General features: G+C 39.3%; 14 protein-coding genes and 3 pseudogenes. 14 read left to right on the forward strand and 3 right to left on the reverse strand.

Annotated features, from left to right (window positions below):
* Nucleotides 1–61 precede the first annotated feature (61 nt).
* The 4 genes and pseudogenes from ileS to NML69_RS07200 form a co-directional block, all read left to right on the forward strand.
* Nucleotides 62–2,854: an isoleucine--tRNA ligase gene (gene ileS / locus NML69_RS07185; RefSeq protein ID WP_254726023.1), complete on the forward strand. Its 2,793-nt coding sequence runs from the start codon at nt 62–64 to the stop codon at nt 2,852–2,854.
* 327 nt (nt 2,855–3,181) lie between these two features.
* Nucleotides 3,182–3,562: a hypothetical protein gene (locus NML69_RS07190; RefSeq protein WP_009730427.1), complete on the forward strand. Its 381-nt coding sequence runs from the start codon at nt 3,182–3,184 to the stop codon at nt 3,560–3,562.
* A 188-nt stretch (nt 3,563–3,750) separates the two neighbouring features.
* The gene (locus NML69_RS07195) at nt 3,751–4,443 is read left to right on the forward strand and encodes a phosphoglycerate mutase (protein ID WP_000240120.1); all 693 of its coding nucleotides are present in this window, start codon (nt 3,751–3,753) and stop codon (nt 4,441–4,443) included.
* 169 nt (nt 4,444–4,612) lie between these two features.
* Nucleotides 4,613–5,017 (forward strand): annotated as a pseudogene (locus NML69_RS07200) (transposase); the annotation flags it as partial.
* Nucleotides 5,018–5,342: 325 nt separating this feature from the next.
* Here the strand turns inward: NML69_RS07200 and NML69_RS07205 are convergent.
* Together NML69_RS07205 and NML69_RS07210 are read right to left on the reverse strand one after the other, a co-directional pair.
* On the reverse strand, nt 5,343–6,653 hold the full coding sequence (locus NML69_RS07205) for a sensor histidine kinase KdpD (protein ID WP_254726025.1): 1,311 nt from the start codon (nt 6,651–6,653) through the stop codon (nt 5,343–5,345).
* On the reverse strand, nt 6,654–7,343 hold the full coding sequence (locus NML69_RS07210) for a response regulator transcription factor (protein WP_001106859.1): 690 nt from the start codon (nt 7,341–7,343) through the stop codon (nt 6,654–6,656).
* Nucleotides 7,344–7,514: 171 nt separating this feature from the next.
* Between NML69_RS07210 and NML69_RS07215 the strand changes: the two genes are divergently transcribed.
* Genes NML69_RS07215 through NML69_RS07225 form a run of 3 tightly spaced genes read left to right on the forward strand, consistent with a single transcriptional unit; the run spans nt 7,515 to nt 9,888 of the window.
* Complete coding sequence (locus tag NML69_RS07215; protein ID WP_254726027.1) at nt 7,515–8,423, forward strand: ABC transporter ATP-binding protein; 909 nt, start codon at nt 7,515–7,517, stop codon at nt 8,421–8,423.
* Nucleotides 8,423–9,163, forward strand: coding sequence for an ABC transporter permease (locus tag NML69_RS07220; protein ID WP_008809654.1), 741 nt, complete (start codon nt 8,423–8,425; stop codon nt 9,161–9,163). Before NML69_RS07215 ends, NML69_RS07220 begins: the two co-directional genes overlap by 1 nt.
* Nucleotides 9,160–9,888, forward strand: a complete 729-nt coding sequence (locus tag NML69_RS07225; protein ID WP_198459361.1) for an ABC transporter permease — start codon at nt 9,160–9,162, stop codon at nt 9,886–9,888. Before NML69_RS07220 ends, NML69_RS07225 begins: the two co-directional genes overlap by 4 nt.
* Before the next feature lie 115 nt (nt 9,889–10,003).
* Here the strand turns inward: NML69_RS07225 and NML69_RS07230 are convergent.
* Nucleotides 10,004–11,260: pseudogene (locus NML69_RS07230) on the reverse strand (ISL3 family transposase).
* 88 nt (nt 11,261–11,348) lie between these two features.
* Between NML69_RS07230 and NML69_RS07235 the strand changes: the two are divergent.
* From NML69_RS07235 to NML69_RS07265, 7 genes and pseudogenes are all read left to right on the forward strand, one after another.
* On the forward strand, nt 11,349–12,083 hold the full coding sequence (locus NML69_RS07235) for an ABC transporter ATP-binding protein (protein WP_302851711.1): 735 nt from the start codon (nt 11,349–11,351) through the stop codon (nt 12,081–12,083).
* A pseudogene (locus tag NML69_RS07240) lies at nt 12,079–14,787 on the forward strand (FtsX-like permease family protein). The gene NML69_RS07235 and the pseudogene NML69_RS07240 overlap by 5 nt, the downstream one beginning before the upstream one ends.
* Nucleotides 14,788–14,931: 144 nt before the next feature.
* A complete protein-coding gene (rpsO, locus tag NML69_RS07245; protein WP_001018251.1) occupies nt 14,932–15,201 on the forward strand; it encodes a 30S ribosomal protein S15 in 270 nt (89 codons plus the stop codon).
* Nucleotides 15,202–15,934: 733 nt separating this feature from the next.
* Nucleotides 15,935–16,981, forward strand: a complete 1,047-nt coding sequence (locus NML69_RS07250; protein ID WP_254726031.1) for an iron ABC transporter permease — start codon at nt 15,935–15,937, stop codon at nt 16,979–16,981.
* A 1-nt stretch (nt 16,982) separates the two neighbouring features.
* A complete protein-coding gene (locus NML69_RS07255; protein ID WP_254726033.1) occupies nt 16,983–17,738 on the forward strand; it encodes an ABC transporter ATP-binding protein in 756 nt (251 codons plus the stop codon).
* A 19-nt stretch (nt 17,739–17,757) separates the two neighbouring features.
* A complete protein-coding gene (locus NML69_RS07260; RefSeq protein WP_049485159.1) occupies nt 17,758–18,768 on the forward strand; it encodes an ABC transporter substrate-binding protein in 1,011 nt (336 codons plus the stop codon).
* The gene (locus tag NML69_RS07265; RefSeq protein ID WP_254726035.1) at nt 18,749–19,441 is read left to right on the forward strand and encodes an alpha/beta hydrolase-fold protein; all 693 of its coding nucleotides are present in this window, start codon (nt 18,749–18,751) and stop codon (nt 19,439–19,441) included. The genes NML69_RS07260 and NML69_RS07265 overlap by 20 nt, the downstream gene beginning before the upstream one ends.
* Nucleotides 19,442–19,477 lie beyond the last annotated feature (36 nt).

Raw genomic sequence — 19,477 nt, forward strand, 5'->3', positions numbered from 1 at the left:
ATTTTCGTCCTTTTTGCGAATCGTGGTTTTTATTTTGTCATTTTAAATTAAAGGAGTAACAATGAAACTTAAAGAAACCCTCAATCTAGGGAAAACAGACTTTCCTATGCGTGCTGGTCTTCCAACTAAAGAACCAGTTTGGCAAAAAGAATGGGAAGAAGCAAAACTTTACCAACGTCGTCAAGAATTGAACCAAGGAAAACCGCATTTCACTTTGCATGATGGACCTCCGTATGCAAACGGAAATATCCACGTTGGACATGCCATGAACAAGATTTCTAAAGATATTATTGTTCGTTCGAAATCTATGTCAGGGTTTTACGCCCCTTACATCCCAGGTTGGGATACACATGGTCTGCCAATCGAGCAAGTCTTGGCAAAACAAGGTGTTAAACGCAAAGAAATGGACTTGGTTGAGTACTTGAAACTTTGCCGCGAGTATGCTCTTTCTCAAGTTGATAAACAACGTGAAGACTTTAAACGTTTGGGTGTTTCTGGTGACTGGGAAAATCCTTATGTGACTTTGACTCCGGACTATGAAGCGGCTCAGATCCGTGTCTTTGGTGAAATGGCTAAGAAAGGCTACATCTACCGTGGTGCCAAGCCTGTCTACTGGTCATGGTCTTCTGAGTCAGCCCTTGCAGAAGCGGAAATTGAGTACCATGACTTGCTTTCAACTTCCCTTTACTATGCTAACCGCGTCAAAGACGGAAAAGGTGTCCTAGATACAGACACTTACATCGTAGTTTGGACAACTACTCCATTTACTATCACAGCTTCTCGTGGTTTGACAGTTGGAGCTGATATTGACTACGTAGTCGTTCAACCAACTGGTGAATCTCGTAAGTTTGTAGTTGCTTCAGAATTGTTGAACAGTTTGTCTGAGAAATTTGGCTGGGCGGATGTGCAAGTCTTGGCAACCTACCGTGGTCAAGAATTGAATCACATCGTAACAGTCCACCCATGGGATACAGCTGTAGATGAGTTGGTGATCCTTGGTGACCACGTTACTACTGACTCTGGTACAGGTATCGTCCATACAGCTCCTGGTTTTGGTGAGGACGATTACAATGTCGGTGTTGCCAACGGCCTTGAAGTTGCTGTAACAGTTAACGAACGCGGTATTATGATGGAAAATGCTGGTCCTGAATTTGCGGGTCAGTTCTATGACAAGGTTGTGCCGACTGTTATCGAAAAACTGGGCGATTTGCTCCTTGCTCAAGAAGAAATCTCTCACTCATACCCATTTGACTGGCGTACGAAAAAACCAATCATCTGGCGTGCTGTTCCACAATGGTTTGCTTCTGTATCTAAATTCCGCCAAGAAATCTTGGATGAAATTGAAAAAGTGAAGTTCCACTCAGAATGGGGGAAAGTTCGTCTTTACAATATGATTCGTGACCGTGGTGACTGGGTTATCTCTCGTCAACGTGCTTGGGGTGTTCCGCTTCCAATCTTCTACGCAGAAGATGGTACAGCTATCATGACAGCTGAAACGATTGAACATGTAGCTCAACTCTTTGAGGAACACGGTTCTATCATCTGGTGGGAACGTGATGCTAAGGATCTCTTGCCAGAAGGATTTACTCATCCAGGTTCACCAAATGGCGAGTTCAAGAAAGAAACAGATATCATGGACGTATGGTTTGACTCAGGTTCATCATGGAATGGAGTGGTGGTCAACCGTCCAGAACTCAAATACCCAGCAGATCTATACCTTGAAGGTTCTGACCAGTACCGTGGTTGGTTCAACTCATCACTTATCACATCTGTTGCTAACCATGGCGTTGCTCCTTACAAACAAATCTTGTCACAAGGTTTTGCCCTTGATGGTAAAGGTGAGAAGATGTCTAAATCTCTTGGAAATACGATTGCTCCAAGTGATGTTGAAAAACAATTTGGTGCGGAAATCTTGCGTCTCTGGGTAACAAGTGTTGACTCAAGCAACGACGTGCGTATCTCTATGGATATCTTGAGCCAAGTCTCTGAAACTTACCGTAAGATCCGTAACACACTTCGCTTTTTGATTGCCAATACATCTGACTTTAACTCAGCTCAAGATGCAGTGGCTTACGATGAGCTTCGTTCTGTTGACAAGTACATGACCATTCGCTTTAACCAGCTTGTGAAGACTATTCGTGATGCTTATGCAAACTTTGAATTCTTGACAATCTACAAGGCCTTGGTGAACTTTATCAACGTTGATTTGTCAGCCTTCTACCTTGATTTTGCGAAAGACGTTGTCTACATCGAAGGTGCCAAATCACTTGAACGCCGTCAAATGCAGACTGTCTTCTATGACATTCTTGTCAAAATCACCAAACTCTTGACACCAATCCTTCCTCACACAGCAGAGGAAATCTGGTCATATCTTGAGTTTGAAGCTGAAGAATTTGTTCAATTGTCTGAATTACCAGAAGCGGAAACTTTTGCTAACCAAGAAGAAATTTTGGATACATGGTCAGCCTTCATGGACTTCCGTGGACAGGCTCAAAAAGCCTTGGAAGAAGCGCGTAATGCAAAAGTAATCGGTAAATCACTCGAAGCCCACTTGACAGTTTACCCAAATGAAGTGGTGAAAACTCTTCTTGGAGCAGTAGATAGCAATGTGGCTCAACTTTTGATCGTGTCAGAATTGACCATCGCTGAAGGTATAGCTCCAGAAGGCGCAGTTAGCTTTGAGGATGTTGCCTTTACAGTTGAACGCGCTACAGGTGAAGTTTGTGACCGTTGCCGTCGTATCGACCCAACTACTGCAGAACGCAGTTACCACGCAGTCATCTGTGACCACTGTGCAAGCATTGTAGAAGAAAACTTTGCAGATGCAGTTGCAGAAGGATTTGAAGCGAAATAATCAGAAAGAGACTGAGAAAGGTCGTTAAAATCATAAAAACGCATAATATCAAGAGTTCAAGTGCTTTGATATTATGCGTTTTATCATGGGAAAATTTACTAGTCCATTTCTTCAAATGAAGTTCTTCCTGGCCTATCCGTGTAGATAATTAACATAATCAACTATTCAGTTTTCTCATAATTTTATATTTCTACTAATTATAAAGAGACTATAGAACTTAAAATTATTTTTTGAAAATCAATATTTATTATAAAATTTTATAAGATTGTTTAATTTTTAGATAAATTATGATAGAATAATACATATAAAAATTTTAAGGAGATTATTATGAAAACAAATACACTTGCTCGTGTTAACGCTATTTTTGGTCTTATTTCAGGAATTGTATTGCTTTTAGCGCCAGTCATCATGTTTATCATGGCTATTGGAGCTGCTGCGGCAACTGAAGACGCAGATGTAACGGTTGGGACATTGACAGGGCTCTCAATTATTTTGTCATTGGTTAAAATTGCTGTTTTAGTGTTGGGAATTGTGGCTATTGTTTATTATAAAGATGATGAACGTGTTACGAATGCACCTTCTGTCTTGCTCATTGTAGGTGGTGCGGTCGGCTTGATTCCATTTTTAGGATGGGTAGGTGGAATTCTAACCATTATTGGTGGTTCACTTTACTTTGGAACATTGAAAAAATTTGTAATTGAAGAGTAGTAGTTTTCCAATTATTTGGACGGGACTATTTCATCCTATATCAAGAACAATTATGATAGTACGATAAAGAGAAGACTGCTAAGCTCTTCTCTTTTTAGTTGATTTTAACTAGCTTTTTTGTGAAAAATTGTGTAAAATAGAATAGATAAACGAGGGACACCTCGAAAAATAAAAGGAGAATCCATCTAATGGTAAAATTGGTTTTTGCTCGCCACGGTGAGTCTGAATGGAACAAAGCTAACCTTTTCACTGGTTGGGCTGATGTTGATTTGTCTGATAAAGGAACACAACAAGCGATTGACGCTGGTAAATTGATCAAAGAAGCTGGTATCGAATTTGACCAAGCTTACACTTCAGTATTGAAACGTGCAATCAAAACAACAAACTTGGCTCTTGAAGCTGCTGACCAACTCTGGGTTCCAGTTGAAAAATCATGGCGCTTGAACGAACGTCACTATGGTGGTTTGACTGGTAAAAACAAAGCTGAAGCTGCTGAACAATTTGGTGATGAGCAAGTTCACATCTGGCGTCGTTCATACGATGTATTGCCTCCTGCAATGCCTCATGATGACGAATACTCAGCTCACACTGACCGTCGTTACGCTTCACTTGACGATTCAGTCATTCCAGATGCTGAAAACTTGAAAGTGACTTTGGAACGTGCCCTTCCATTCTGGGAAGATAAAATCGCTCCAGCGCTTAAAGATGGTAAAAACGTATTCGTAGGAGCTCACGGTAACTCAATCCGTGCCCTTGTAAAACACATCAAACACTTGTCAGATGATGAAATCATGGGTGTAGAAATCCCTAACTTCCCACCATTGGTATTCGAATTCGATGAAAAATTGAACGTCGTAAAAGAATACTACCTTGGAAAATAATCTATAAACAGAAGGCCTAGGAATTCCTAGGCTTTTTTGTATTTGCTTCTAGTTTCCAATTAGTTGGAAAAGCGTTATAAATGATAGTAAAGAGTGACTTAATTGTAAGAAAGAGAGAAAGACGATGGCTTACAGGCTCTTTGTCAACTGTAGTGGGTTGATGAAAAGGGCTAGTAAGGTGAAACGATCTAATCGAGTGGTTATTCTAGGGTAATTAAAAACGATTTATCGTGCTGAAAATTTAGAAATGGCAGTACAAGCTTTAGAGGACTTTATCGCTGAATGGAAGCCAAAGTATAGGTAAGTCATGGAAAGTCTGGAGAATACGGATAATCTTTTAACTTTTTTCCAGTTTCCCTACCAAATTTGGCACAGCATTTATTCGACAAACCTCATTGAGTCTCTCAACAAAGAAATTAAACGTCAAACGAAAAAGAAGGTTCTTTTTCCTAACGAAGAAGCCCTGGACCGTTACTTAGTTACTTTGTTTGAAGATTATAATTTCAAGCAAAGTCAACGAATCCATAAAGGGTTTGGTCAATGTTCTGACACACTTGAAAGCTTATTTGATTAGCACTCCATAACTCTACTTGAGTGTTTACACATAATTATTGACAGTATCTAAAGCGTTTTTAGTGTAATTCGTATATAGTTGTTGACAAAACATTTTAACAGTAAAAGAGTGCAACTTTATTTGTTCACTCTTTTTTTGCGTATAACAGAAAAATTTTTGATAAATAGAATAGTATTGCTACTTATTTATCAAAAATTTACGATGATTAGACGAAAGAATACTTTGCCCCAAAAATAGCATTTAGAAATATTTAGAAGATAAATAATGTGTCGCAATGCTCCAAATGGTTAGTTTTCTAAGTGTAAGCTTGTTCTGAGGCAGGCCATTATTCCTTTACTAAAGGTAAAGAAATGGTGACTTTTAAGCCTGGATGATTGTCCAAAAAAACAATTTCACCTTGATGTAATTTAATAATTTGTTTGGTGATAACTGTTCCCATACCATGTGATTCATAATTAGTTGATTTTTGATTTAGCTCAGTAATTTTTTGAGCTGTAATATCTCCTTGATCCGCAATGACGATGAGCACTTTATTATCAGATAATTGATAAGTCAGATCAATCTGGTTAGAGCCGCTGTGCATAATACTATTAAGCAAGAGATTTCTAAAAGCTCTTGCTAATAAAGTTACCTCTCCTTTTACCAACACTGTCTCGGCAGGCAAATCAAAATGAAGTGTAATTGTTTCATAATTATTCAATATATCGGCAATTACTGTTCGTAGGACAGCAACCAAATCAAGATTGGAAAATTCGGAGTGACGCTTTTGGTTATCCAATAAGTAGCTCATATTGAGATTAGAAATCATTTCTTTCATAGTTTGAATCTGATTTTCAATTTCCTCTGTCTGCTTTCCTTTGCCATACTGCTGCTCTAACTGACTGTTATAACCTGATATGAGCATAAGAGGATTGCGTAAATCATGACTGACCCCTCTAATCCATTGCTCTTTCATCGTGTTGCTTTCTTCCAAAATATGAGATGTTTCATTGAGAGCCGTCTTAATTTCAGAGAAATTTCCCTTTTCTTTAAGAACGATATTTTGACCTTGAGATAAAGAAGTGACAGCAGTAATAATCGGCTCCATCTCCTTTTTAATACGCAACTTTGATCGGCTCAAAAGAATAAAAATAAGTAAAAGAATAATACCCAAGAAAACAAGTCCCAAACTGAGAAAATTCCTAATAAATTGCGTATTAGCATAGAAATTAAATTTTGCTAAGGAATGCTTTTTAGGATAGCCCAAAACTAAAATTTGCTGACCACGTACATAGGAGAAAACAGGGTAATCTTCTAAATACCAACGTGAAAATTTAACCATATCAGCATTCGTATAATGCCTTTTGAGTCCTTTAGGTAAATGATAAGATTGGACAATATTGCCATCTTGATTCAGTACCATAGCCCAAGTATTTTGTTTATCCATTTCAATTTTGCTGCTTTTATCAAAATTGAAATTATTCTCTTGACTCGATTGAGCGATTTTAGTGTAAAGTAGTTCCGGTTTTTCCTTTCCATAGAAACTAAAATAGGCTGAGAAAACCAAACCATAAACAAAAACAAGTCCTATGATTAAAGCCAAGATTAATAGAACATACCTGGTTAATAACTTAGTAAAAAATTTAACGGTATCCATTTAATTCACCTTTAGTTTGTAACCCAAACCTTTAACCGTTATTAAGCTTTCTGGTTTAGAAGGATTGGCTTCAATCTTTTGTCGAATCTTACGAATATGAGCCATTAGGGTATTATCATAGCCTTGGTATTGTAATCCCCAGACCTTTTCTAAGAGTTGGTCAAAAGTGACAATGCGATTCTTATTATCATATAAGACCTTAAGAATACTGTATTCCTTAGCTGTCAGCTGAATCTCTAGTTTTCCTTTGGTAATCAAGGCTTGGCTAAAATGCACCTGGCAAGCAGGCAAAACAAGGGTATCTTCCTTTTCGGGATAGGCTCTTTTTAGGATGGAAAGAATACGCAACTCCAAATCTCTTGGACGGAAAGGCTTGATAATATAGTCATCTGCCCCTAACTCAAAGCCCTGATATTGTTTTTCTATATCGGAGATTGCCGACAAAAACAAAACAGGAACCATTGAAGTCTTACGGATGCCCTTTAAAACTTCAAATCCTGATCCTTCAGGCAGCATAATGTCTAAAATAACTAAATCAAAAGATTTTTCTTCAAATTGCTCCAAAGCTTCTTTTTGTGATTGTACACTTGTTAGATTGCTAAACCCAGCAATGCTCAATGATTCTTGCACTATTTCTAAAATTTCTGGGTTATCGTCTAAAATTAAGATCTTCTTTTCTTTATAATTCATACTATTACCTCAACAAGACTAGTATAACACATTGCTTCCTTAGTCAAGGACTTTAAAGTAAAAATTAAGGAAGAATTAAGGTAATGAACAGGTTAAAATAAAGGAGTTTCATTATAATGAAAATAGCGAAAGGATATAACATCACTCTAAGATTTTTAAAGGAGAAAACAAATGAACAATTATATCGTTGAAACCAACCAATTAAGTAAGGATTTTTCAGGTGAAGTAGCCGTTAATCAGCTCTCTATTCATATTAGAAAAAATGAAATTTATGGTTTTTTGGGACCAAATGGTGCTGGTAAGAGTACTGCTATGAAAATGCTTTTAGGATTGTTGCAACCAAGCCACGGTTCCATTAAGCTCTTTGGAAAAACCTTTAATAGCAATCAAATATCACTCCTCTCAAATGTAGGTTCCCTCATTGAAGAGCCCTCTTACTATGCTAATTTGACCGGTTATGAAAATCTTGAAATTATCCAAAAATTGCTTAAATTACCAAAAAGAAATATTGATGAAGTCTTAAAGATTGTCAAACTTTTCGATCAAAAAGACAAGCTAGTTAAAAACTATTCACTAGGCATGAAACAACGTTTAGGAATTGCGTTAGCTATTGTTAAATTTCCTAAATTACTGATTTTGGATGAGCCAACTAATGGTTTAGACCCTGCCGGTATTCAAGAAATTCGTGAGCTTATCAAGTCTTTACCACAAAAATACGATATGACTATCATCGTTTCTAGCCACATTCTTTCAGAAATTGAACAGATGGCTACAACTGTTGGCATTATCAATCATGGTCAATTACTTTTTGAAGGCCACCTATCTGACCTTGAAGAAGATGAAAAATATCTGTTTGAGACCAGTGATGATGTAACTGCTAAAAGAATACTAATGTTCAATGGTTTTAATTTGGATGATGATCCAAAATTGATTATCAACGATAACAATAAAGTTAATATAGCCACTGCTATTCGACTCTTAGTTGAAAATAATGTTGATATTTATCAAGTTCGTATGATTCGTCGATCGCTGGAAGATGTTTTCCTTGATATGACAGGACGGGAAGGAAGTGTTTTGTAATGCTAAATTTACAATTAGAATTTATCAAACTAAAAAGACGGTCTTTCTTGTTATCTTTGATTGCTATTGTAGCAGTGGGCTTGATTTGGAGTAGCGTTGTTATCAAATATGAATTACCTAAAACACATGAGGCCTATAATGCCATTTATACCATGACTTACTTGAATGATTTTATTTTGCCACTTTTCATTGCAGTTTTAGCGTCTAGACTACTGGAATTGGAACATCTAGGCAAAACTTTTAAACTCTTGCAAACCAGTAACGAAAGTCCTTGGCAACTTTTTAAAGCTAAATTGACTGTGATGGCTATTTTTGCCTTTGTTGTCAGTTTGATTCAAACGCTTTTTCTGAAATTTATTATTCAAGGCATGCAGGTCAGTGTGACACCTGTTTCATTGAGTCTCTTTTTGTTCACAACTTTTTTGGTTTGTCTCTTTCTGTCTTGTTTACATCTTTGCTTAGCTTTTATCTATCCAAAGCCAAGTGTGACAGTAGTAACAGGCTTAATTGGTTCCTTCCTGTCATTTATAGGTATCGGTGCGTTACCAGTTCCTATTCGTATTTTCATTCCTTGGCAATATTTCTCTATGATGGGAATCGCTAAACGGGTGGCTGGAACTAACACTTATCTTTTTCAATACGATAATGCTTATCCCTTTAAATTAGTCGTATTATTGCTTATCATTTTTTTAAGCATCTTTGCCAGTAAAAAACTCATTGGAAAGGCGGATCTATTATGATTATTTTTGAATTTAAAAAAATCAAAAAAAGTGCTATTCCGATAACGCTAATCTTCTTTAACCTTGTTGGGTCCTTATTGGGAGCAATGATTTACGCTCTCAATCGAAAGGTGCTCCTAGATGGTACACAAGCTCACGTCCTTTGGGGACAAACAGTTTTCTATTCCTCGCAGGTATTTACTCCTATTCTGATCGGGATTATCTGTTCCATCAGTTGTCAATTCGAGGAAAGTAATAAAAACTGGCAGCGCTTATTAAGTATTCCGGTTAAAGCCAATCGTATCATTTTATCAAAAATCACCAGCTTATCACTAGTCATGGCTATTAGTCAACTGATAGTTCTTCTCTTTTATATTATCAGCGCTTTGGTTTTGAAGGTACCTTTTGCAAATTATCTACTGGACTTTTTACTTTGGTCTATCACAGGTTGGATAGCAACCATTACTATTGTCACCATTCAAATTTTTCTCAGTATTCGCTTAAAAAATTTCGCAGTGCCTATTCTTATATCAGCTATTTTGGCTATGGCAGGACTTATGACCCTCTTTATTGGACAAGGTCTTTTTAGAATTTTCCCTTATGCTCAGATTGCTGTTGGTGATCGAGCTCGTTCCTTAGTCCCTTTTACCTTATCTGAATTTATCCTTTTCTTAGTTGTCAATAGTGCTTATATTTTTGTCTTCTATACCTTAGCAGTTAGACAGCTTAAAAAGAGATTTATTTAATCTCATTTATAGTGAAAAACATGAAAAAAGCAAAGAACTATCGTAATTGTTATACAATTAATGATCAGCAAATAAACAGTGGGCTCTTTGTCAACTGTAGTGGGTTGATGAAAAGTTATAACCTGGAGAGGACCAAATTGGTTCTCTCCTTTTTGATGTTCAAAGCAATGAGAATTCTAGTTTTAAAGTTGTCAAAGTTCCGGAAGCCAAAAGCATTTCGCTTGATGACTTTGATAAGATTATTGGTAGCCTCTAGTTTTACGTTTGAGTAGGGAAGTTCCAGTGCATTCATGATCTTGTCTTTATCTTTCAAAAAGGTCTTGAAAACAGTTTGAAAAATAGGATTTACAGAAGAAGTTGTTTCTTCAATAAGACTAAAGAAATGTTCCGTTTGTTTCTCTTGAAAATGAAAGAGTAGGAGTTGATAGAGATTATAGTGCTGTCTAAGTTCTTAAGAGTATGAAAGCAGCTTTTCTAGAACCTCTTTATTGGTCAAGTGTGACCGAAAAGTTGGTCGATAAAATCGTTTATCACTGAGTTTACGGCTATCCTGTTGAATGAGTTTCCAGTAACGTTTCAGTGCTTTATATTCGTGCGATCTCCGATCAAACTGATTCATGATTTGGATGGGAAGGTGGTTCATAGCTCGACTGAGATGCTGGACAATGTGAAAGCGGTCGAGGACGATTTTAGCAGAAGGAAATAGTTTTCTGGCAATATCGTAGTAGGGACTAAACATGTCCATGGTAATGACTTTCACACGACTTCTCACCTGTCTAGAATAACGAAGGAAATGATTGCGAATAGTTGCTTGAGTCCGTCCATCTAGGATAGCTACGATCTTTCTTGTATCGTAGTCCTGTGCAATGAAGCTTATCTTACCTTTCTTGAAGCTGTACTCATCCCAGCTCATGTGTTCTGGAAGGTGGTTAAGATCAGACTTGACCTCGAACTCTTTCAATTTACGGATGACTGTCGAAGTAGAGACCGATAAATTTTCGGCGATAGCAGTCATAGGGACTTTCTCGATTAATTTTTGAGTGATTTTCTGGTTGACGATCGTTGAGATTTGGTAGTTCTTTTTGACTAAGGAAGTCTCTGCGACAGCTATTTTTCCGCATACTTTACAACGAAAACGGCGTTTTCTCAATCGAATAAAAGTTTTGTATCCCGCACACTCTAGATAGGGAATTTTAGATTCTTTTTGGAAGTCATATTTAGCCATTTGTCCTTGACAATCGAGATACTTAGGAGCAGGATAATCTAGCTTAGCGATGATTTCTTTATGTGTTCCAGCATCCAGATAATCCAAGATTATGATGTTCTTGTCTTTAATTCCGAGTATGTTTGTGATAAAATTTAATTGTTCCATAAGATTCTTTCTAATGAGGGTTTGGTCACTTTTTCATTATAGGTCTTATGGGGCTTTTTTCTACAACAAAATCGGCTCCATAATCCCTATGGTGGCTTTACCCACTACAGAAATTATAGAGCCGGCTTATATTGAAATGAAACACAGTTACAAGCGTTACCAAGTTGGGGATACGGAGATTGTGGCTAATCGAGATGTGAATTTTGAAATTGAAAAGGGGGAGCTGGTTATTATCCTTGGTGCTTCAGGTGCTGGAAAATCAACCGTTCTTAATCTCCTAGGAGGTATGGACACCAATGATGAGGGGGAGATTTGGATTGATGGTGCCAATATTGCCAACTATAGTTCGCACCAACGAACAAACTATCGTCGTGAAGATGTGGGTTTTGTTTTTCAATTTTACAATCTAGTCTCTAATCTGACAGCCAAGGAAAACGTGGAGTTGGCCTCAGAAATCGTAGCGGATGCCCTAGATCCAGAGCAAGTGCTCAATGACGTAGGGTTAGGTCACCGCCTCAATAACTTTCCAGCCCAGCTTTCTGGAGGGGAGCAACAGCGAGTCTCCATTGCACGCGCGGTAGCCAAAAATCCTAAAATTCTCCTCTGTGATGAACCGACAGGTGCCTTGGATTACCAAACGGGGAAGCAAGTCTTGAAGATTCTCCAAGACATGTCTCGTCAAAAAGGAGCGACGGTGATTATCGTGACCCACAATGGCGCGCTAGTTCCTATCGCAGACCGCGTGATTCATATGCGTGATGCCACGGTTAAGAGTGTAACGATTAATGAGCATCTGCAGGATATCGATACATTGGAGTATTAGGATGAAAAAAACATATCGGAAAGACCTATTTCAGTCAGTGACGGCTTCAAAGGGACGCTTTGTTTCTATCTTGACCTTGATGATGCTGGGTTCTTTAGCCCTAGTAGGTCTTAAAGTAGCCAGTCCAAACATGGAACGCACGGCAGGGGATTATCTCCGTAAAGCCAATACCCTGGATCTGGCAGTAATAGCTGATTATGGCTTGGACAAAGAAGACCAAGACGAACTAAAGACCCTTCAAGGAGCAAGTGTTGAGTTTGGCTATATGGAAGACCTAACCGTTGAAAATAGTGAAGAAGCGGTTCGACTTTATTCCAAGCCAGAGGGGTTTTCAACCTTCCAAGTGACAGAAGGGCGACTGCCAGAGGCTGATGAGGAAATTGCCCTAGCCGACTTCTGGAAAGACCGCTATCATATTGGAGAGACCATTACCTTTACCAAGAAAGAAGAAGGGAAGTCCGTCTTAAAATCCCAAACTTTTACAATTACTGGATTTGTTCAGTCGGGTGAAATCCTTTCTAAAGAAGATTTAGGAAGTGCTAGTAGTGGAAATGGAAGCTTGGCTGGCTATGGAGTGATTTTACCAAGTCAGTTTGATTCAGATGTTTATAGTATTGCGCGTGTGCGCTATGATGATTTAAAAAATCTGGATGCTTTTTCATCAGACTATAAGACCAAACGAACCCAACATCAGTAAGAGTTGCAATATTTGCTAGTTGATAATGGTCAAAAAAGATTAGCAAGTATCAAAACAAATGGGCAAAAGAGCCTGGAAGAGGGAAAAGAACAGCTCCAAACTGCTGAAAGCAACCTTGAAAATGGCAAGAGTCAGTTAGAGCAGGCCGAAAGTCGCTTGAAAACGCAAGAAGAACAAGCGACCGCTTTACCAGAACCACAAAAGAGTCAAGCCAAGGGACAGCTGACAAAAGCAAAGGAAGAACTGGCGACTACAAAAGAAAAACTGGCTCAGACAGAGAGTGATTTAACTAAGGAAAAAGAGAAGTTAGAACAGCGTCAGAAAGAGCTTGATGAACTAACGGAGCCGAAATACCATGTATACAATCGCGAAACCATACCAGGTGGACAAGGCTACCTCATGTACAGCAATGTATCAACAAGTATCCGTTCTATCGGAAATATCTTCCCCGTTGTGCTTTATATGGTCGCTGCAATGGTGACCTTTACAACGATGACTCGCTTTGTGGATGAAGAACGTACCAATGCCGGTATTTTCAAGGCCCTAGGCTACCGGAATCAAGATATAATTGCTAAGTTTGTCCTCTATGGTTTTCTTGCAGGAACTGTAGGAACCATTTTAGGAACGCTTCTAGGACATTATCTCCTTGCAGGCGTGATTTCGGATGTTATAACAGCTGGGATGGTTGTTGGTAAAAGTCAGGAGTATTTTTACTGGTCTTATAGCCTCCTTGCCCTAACCTTAAGTTGGGTATCCAGTGTTTTGCCGGCTTATTTGGTGGCACGGAGGGAACTACACGATGAAGCAGCCCAACTCTTACTTCCAAAACCTCCCGTTAAGGGATCAAAGATTTTGCTGGAACGCCTGAGCTCTATTTGGAGTCGTTTGAGTTTTACTCATAAGGTTACGGCGCGAAATATTTTCCGTTATAAGCAACGGATGTTGATGACCATTTTTGGAGTTGCAGGTTCGGTGGCTCTCTTATTTGCAGGTCTTGGCATTCAGTCTTCTGTAGGAGGAGTTGTCGAGCGTCAATTTGAACAAATCCAGCAATACCAGATGATTGTAGCGGAAAAGAGCAGTGCGACGGAGCAAGAAAAAGCAGATCTGGAAAGTGCCTTGCAGGCTGAATCTATCCATGCTTACCAAAAGATTTATTCTAAATCCATTGAAAAAGATTTTAAAGGAAAAGCAGGACTTCAAACCATCACCATGATGGTTACTAGTGGAGAAGACTTCAAGCCCTTTATCGCATTAGAGGAAAATGGCCAAGAGGTGGAGATTACTGCTGGAGCGGTCGTGAGTCAAAAACTAGCTCAACTAGCAAATGTTAAGGTTGGGGACGAGCTGGAGCTTGATGGGAAGGAAATTAAGGTCGCGGCTATTTCTGAAAACTATGTTGGACACTTTGTTTATCTCAATAGAGCGACTTACGAACAAGTCTACGGCACCCGTCCTCAAGACAATACCTACCTAGTAAAATTAAAAGATCCAACACCTTCCAATACGGAGAAAGAAGCGGCTAGCTTTATGGAAAAAGCAGCTATTTCTGGGGTAGTCCAAAATACAACGGCTATCCATCTCTTTGAATCCGTGGCTAGTTCGCTCAATAAAACCATGGCCATCCTTGTCCTTGTTTCCGTTTTACTAGCCATTGTCATCCTCTACAATCTCACTAACATCAATGTGGCAGAACGTATTCGTGAACTTTCCACTATTAAGGTTCTCGGTTTCCATAATAAAGAAGTGACCCTCTATATCTACCGCGAGACTATGGTGCTGTCCCTTGTGGGGATTGCTCTCAGTTTGGTAGCTGGCCACTATTTACATCAATTTTTGATTCAAATGATTTCACCAGCCACCATACTTTTTTATCCACAAGTTAGCTGGGAAGTCTATGCTCTTCCAATCGTCGCAGTGACTGTAATCTTAGCTTTACTGGGGGTCTTTGTCAATTACCACTTGAGAAAAGTGGATATGCTCGAAGCCCTGAAATCAGTAGAGTAATTCAAGCGTTTAAACAGTAAATCAGTTGACAAAGTCCCTGCTTCTTGGTAGAATAAGAACTGTCGTAAAGACAAATAACTTCTTCTTGGTTACAGGCATGCCAACCTGTCACTCGGATGAAGCCAAATAAAAAGGAGAAACATCATGGCAATCTCAAAAGAGAAAAAAAATGAAATCATCGCACAATATGCACGTCACGAAGGTGATACAGGTTCAGTAGAGGTTCAAGTTGCTGTCCTTACTTGGGAAATCAACCACCTTAACGAACACATCAAACAACACAAAAAAGACCACGCTACTTACCGTGGATTGATGAAGAAAATCGGTCGCCGTCGTAACTTGCTTGCATACTTGCGTAAAAACGACGTTAACCGTTACCGTGAGTTGATCAACTCTCTCGGACTTCGTCGTTAATCTGCTTTATTTTCTACTTACATTGCGTTGTCACTTTACCTCGATATACTAAAGTATTATCTTCGGTTACGGTTCCTAGCACTGTAAGGTAAAATAAACCAGATCATCTCCCTTCGGGGAGATTTTTTGTTTCACTAAAATTTTTATACAATCTTCGGCTCATCGCCTAGTCTATAAACGGTTTATCCGGCAAGAATCATGATGCTAAGGGCGTTAAAAATCCGTATGAAAATAGGGAAAGGAAACAGTGTTCGATGAACACAAGGAGTTTCATCTTTTTCACTAGGATTTTAGCCCGAGCTCAAATCAAGCTTTCTGATTTCAGAGAGCTTTTTGTTTTTATCCGCTTGCTTAGGCCGTATTCAATTGAGCATATCTTGATAATGAAACTACTCTAAATTGGGTAGCTTTTTTACTTTTGTCACCTTACATCGATATACTTAAGTATTATCTTCGGTTACGGTTCCTAGCACTGTAAGATAAAATAAACCAGATCATCTCCCTTCGGGGAGATTTTTTGTTTCACTAAAATTTTCGTACAATCTTCGGCTTGTCGTCTGGTCTATAAACATTTTATCCAGCAAGAATCATGATTTTAGCCCAAGCTCAAATAAGCTCTCTGATTTCAGAGGACTTTTTCTATATATGTTTCTATCCTTGTTCATCTAATAGAAATATGGTATACTTTTCATGAGAATTTTCTAAATTTTTAATTTTGTCTAAGGAGGTTTTCATGCTTTCCAAATTTTCTGGAAGCCGATGGGACCTGCAATTTGTGTTACTTTTAGGTATTTTGCTAGCTGTTTTAGGGATTTCCCTTTTTCTAGCAGTTTCTATGGGATCCGTTGCGATTGATCTAGGAGATACCTATCGGATTATTTTGAGCAGGTTGGGTTTTCCTCTTGAGATAGGAGAGGTTTCCAAGTCCACTCTTGCCATTGTATGGAACATGAGATTCCCCCGAGTATTGCTGGGTCTGATAGTAGGAGCTGGCCTTTCCATGTGTGGTAGCGTGATGCAGTCTACAGTGAACAACCCCATCGCTGAGCCCTATGTCTTAGGAATCTCTGCGGGTGCAACTTTGGGTGCAACTTTGAGCATCATTCTTGGTTTAAAAGTGATGATTAGCCTTGGGGCTTTTCTTGGAGCTATTTTGGCAACAATTGCTGTCCTCATCATTGCATCTATGCAGGGTAGGATGACGACTTCTAGTCTGATCTTATCAGGAACGGTGGTCAATGCTCTTTTTCTGGCCTTTTCCAACTTTATTATCTCTGTTGGCGCTAATGCTGACAGTGTGATGACCATTAAGTTTTGGACCATGGGCTCGCTTGCTGGGACTACCTGGTCTGACTTAATCCTGCCAACTATAATAGTAGGAATGGCCTTTCTATTTTTCTCTACTCAGTATCGTGTTTTCAATGCGATGATGATGGGAGATGAGGCTGCTTTAACTTTGGGAATTCCCTTACGCTTTTATTGGTATCTTTATGTGACCATGGTGGCTGTGCTGACAGCAGTCTTAGTGGCAACTTGTGGGATTATTGGATTTGTCGGTCTGATTACTCCGCATTTAGCTCGAGGGTTAGTAGGAACGAATTACAAGAGGCTTTTTCCCGTTGCAACCTTGCTGGGTGCCCTCTTTGTCATCTGGGCAGATGTACTCTCTCGTGTTATTATTCCAAATGCTGAATTGCCAATTGGTATTTTTACAGCCTTAGTAGGTGCTCCCTTCTTTATTTACATTGTTGGGGGTAGGCGAAGGGAGGTGAGGGCCTGATATGGACTTGATTTGTCAGGATATCCACTTTGGACTAGGAGAGAAAAAAATCCTCAAAGGAGTTTCTCTTAAGGTTGAGGGGCATCAATTTCATACGATACTAGGGCCAAATGGAAGTGGAAAAACCAGCCTGCTTAAACTCCTCTATCGTCAGGAAAAGGCAGACAAAGGCTTGATAAGCTTAGATGGAAAGCCACTGGAGCATTGGTCACTCAAAGAAACAGCTAAGCAAATGGCAGTTGTCACCCAGTTTAATCAGCTGCAGTTTGATTGTACAGTTGAAGAAATCGTCTTGTTGGGAAGAACTCCCCACCTCTCTTTTTTACAGAAGGAAAAGGAAAGAGATTATGCCCTCGTTCAAGATGCTCTCGTCAAGGTGGATATGCTCGAGAAGAAAACTCGTCTCTATTCGTCTCTGTCAGGGGGGGAGAAACAACGAGTCTTATTGGCCCGCGCCTTGGCGCAAGAACCGACTCTCTTGCTCCTGGACGAACCAACCAATCACCTGGATATCAAATATCAGCTAGACTTGTTGGCCATTGTGAAGAATCTCAAGGTCAATGTTTTAGCTGTCCTGCATGATATTCAACTTGCTTGTCGCTATTCGGATTATCTCTATCTGATGAAAGAGGGAGAAATCCTTTACCAAGGGACTCCAAAGGAGACCATCACCCCTGAGTCATTGCAAACTGTATACGGAGTTCAAAGTCAGGTGACTTGGACTGAGGATCAGCAAGCCATGATTCACTATTTATAAGAAAGAAAAGGAAAACAAAATGAAAAAAACACTCAGTATTTTACTCGTAACAGTAGCTACCCTAACCATGGCAGCTTGTGGCAATACTACTACAGAAAAAACTACCACACAGTCTAGCACAGAAACAAGTCAAAAGGCGAGCACAGAGACGACTTATCCGTTAACGGTCAAGACCTATGATGCTAAGGGAAATGAAGTCGAACAAGTCTTTGACAAGGCACCTGAAAAAGTTATCACCAACAATCTTTCAACCACTGAAATCTTATTGGAGTTAGGCTTGAAGGATAAAATTGCTGGCATGCTCAACCCGGACAATGCTGTAACAGACAAATACAAGGACGCGATTGCGACGATTCCTCAAATTGGGGATAAAAAAACAGTCTCTCAAGAGACAGTCCTTTCTTATGAGCCAGATGCTGTGATGGGTCGAAACATGATGTTTTCTGAAAAATCCTTGGGGACAGTTAGCACTTGGAATGAAAACAAAATCCCAGTCTATACACAAAAAGCTTCTCTCTCAACGATTCAGCAAGATTTGGGAAATATTGTAGAAGATGTCAAAAATCTTGGAATGATTTTCAATGTTCAGGACAAGGCTAATGAATACGCAGCCCAATTACAAGCTAAAATTGACGCTGTTAAGAAAGCAAATCCAACAAGCCAAGGTGAAAAGAAAAAGGCTTTGATTATGGTTGCTTATAATGATGAAACCTTTGGTGCCTACAAGTCTGCTTTGCAAGAAAGCTTGTTGAATCAACTTGGTTATACCAACGTTGCAACGGGAACATCAGGCTTGACCTTGGAAAATCTCGTGTCAATGGATCCTGAGTTGATTATCTATGTAACCAGCGACCGCAATAAAAAATTGGATGCCAACGCAGTAGAGTTGATGAAGGCAAATGAAGTTTTGGAAAATGTTCCTGCAATTAAGAATCAAAAAATCATGACCATTTCTTACGATGAGTTGATGGACTATGGTCCAGCAGTGATTGATTCCCTTGAGAAAATCAATGACTTTATCAATAAATAATGAGTTTGATTGGGAGGGAATCCAAGTTAAGATCAGCCTTCCTTCGGCCTATGATCCCAACCAAACCTATCCAGCTATTCTCTTGAATGATGGAAACTTGGATTTTCTATCTTCCCTTTCAGAATCTGTGATTTTAGTGGGCTTGACCTCTAAACATCGCCTAGACGACTACACTCCATGGAAGGCAGTTGCTCTGAGAGAGGGGGCTCCAGATTTTGGCGGTCAGGCAAATGCCTATCATAGTCATTTATTTGGAGATCTTTTAGACAAGTTGCAGTCGCTTTATCGCCTGGACAAAAATCGCCTTGCTTATGGAGGTTACTCACTAGGTGGTTTGGTGGCAGTATACAGTCTTTTCAGCTTTGACAAGGTCTCCTGTGTCTTCTCTATCTGTGGTTCCTTTTGGTATCCTGATTTTGTGACTTATTGCAAGGAAGAAAAGGTGAAAAATTTAGATTGTTTGCTGTATTTACAGAATGGCCAAACAGAAGGAGCCCATCATACCAATCGCTTGGCTCAAGCACCAGCCTATGCTGAGCAGATCCATACCAGTCTTCAGAAACGTTATCTGACTGGTCAGTTTGTTTTTGATCCTTTTGGGCATCATGAGCAAGTTGCTGAGCGATTTCTAGCCTTTTCCAACTGGTTGTCCCAAAAATGGAAAATCGAATAAAAGAATTATCCCTTGGCAAAAGCCAAGGGATAATTG

The sequence above is a fragment of the Streptococcus sp. CF8-6 genome, assembly GCF_024295845.1.
GTDB lineage: Bacteria > Bacillota > Bacilli > Lactobacillales > Streptococcaceae > Streptococcus > Streptococcus oralis_BO.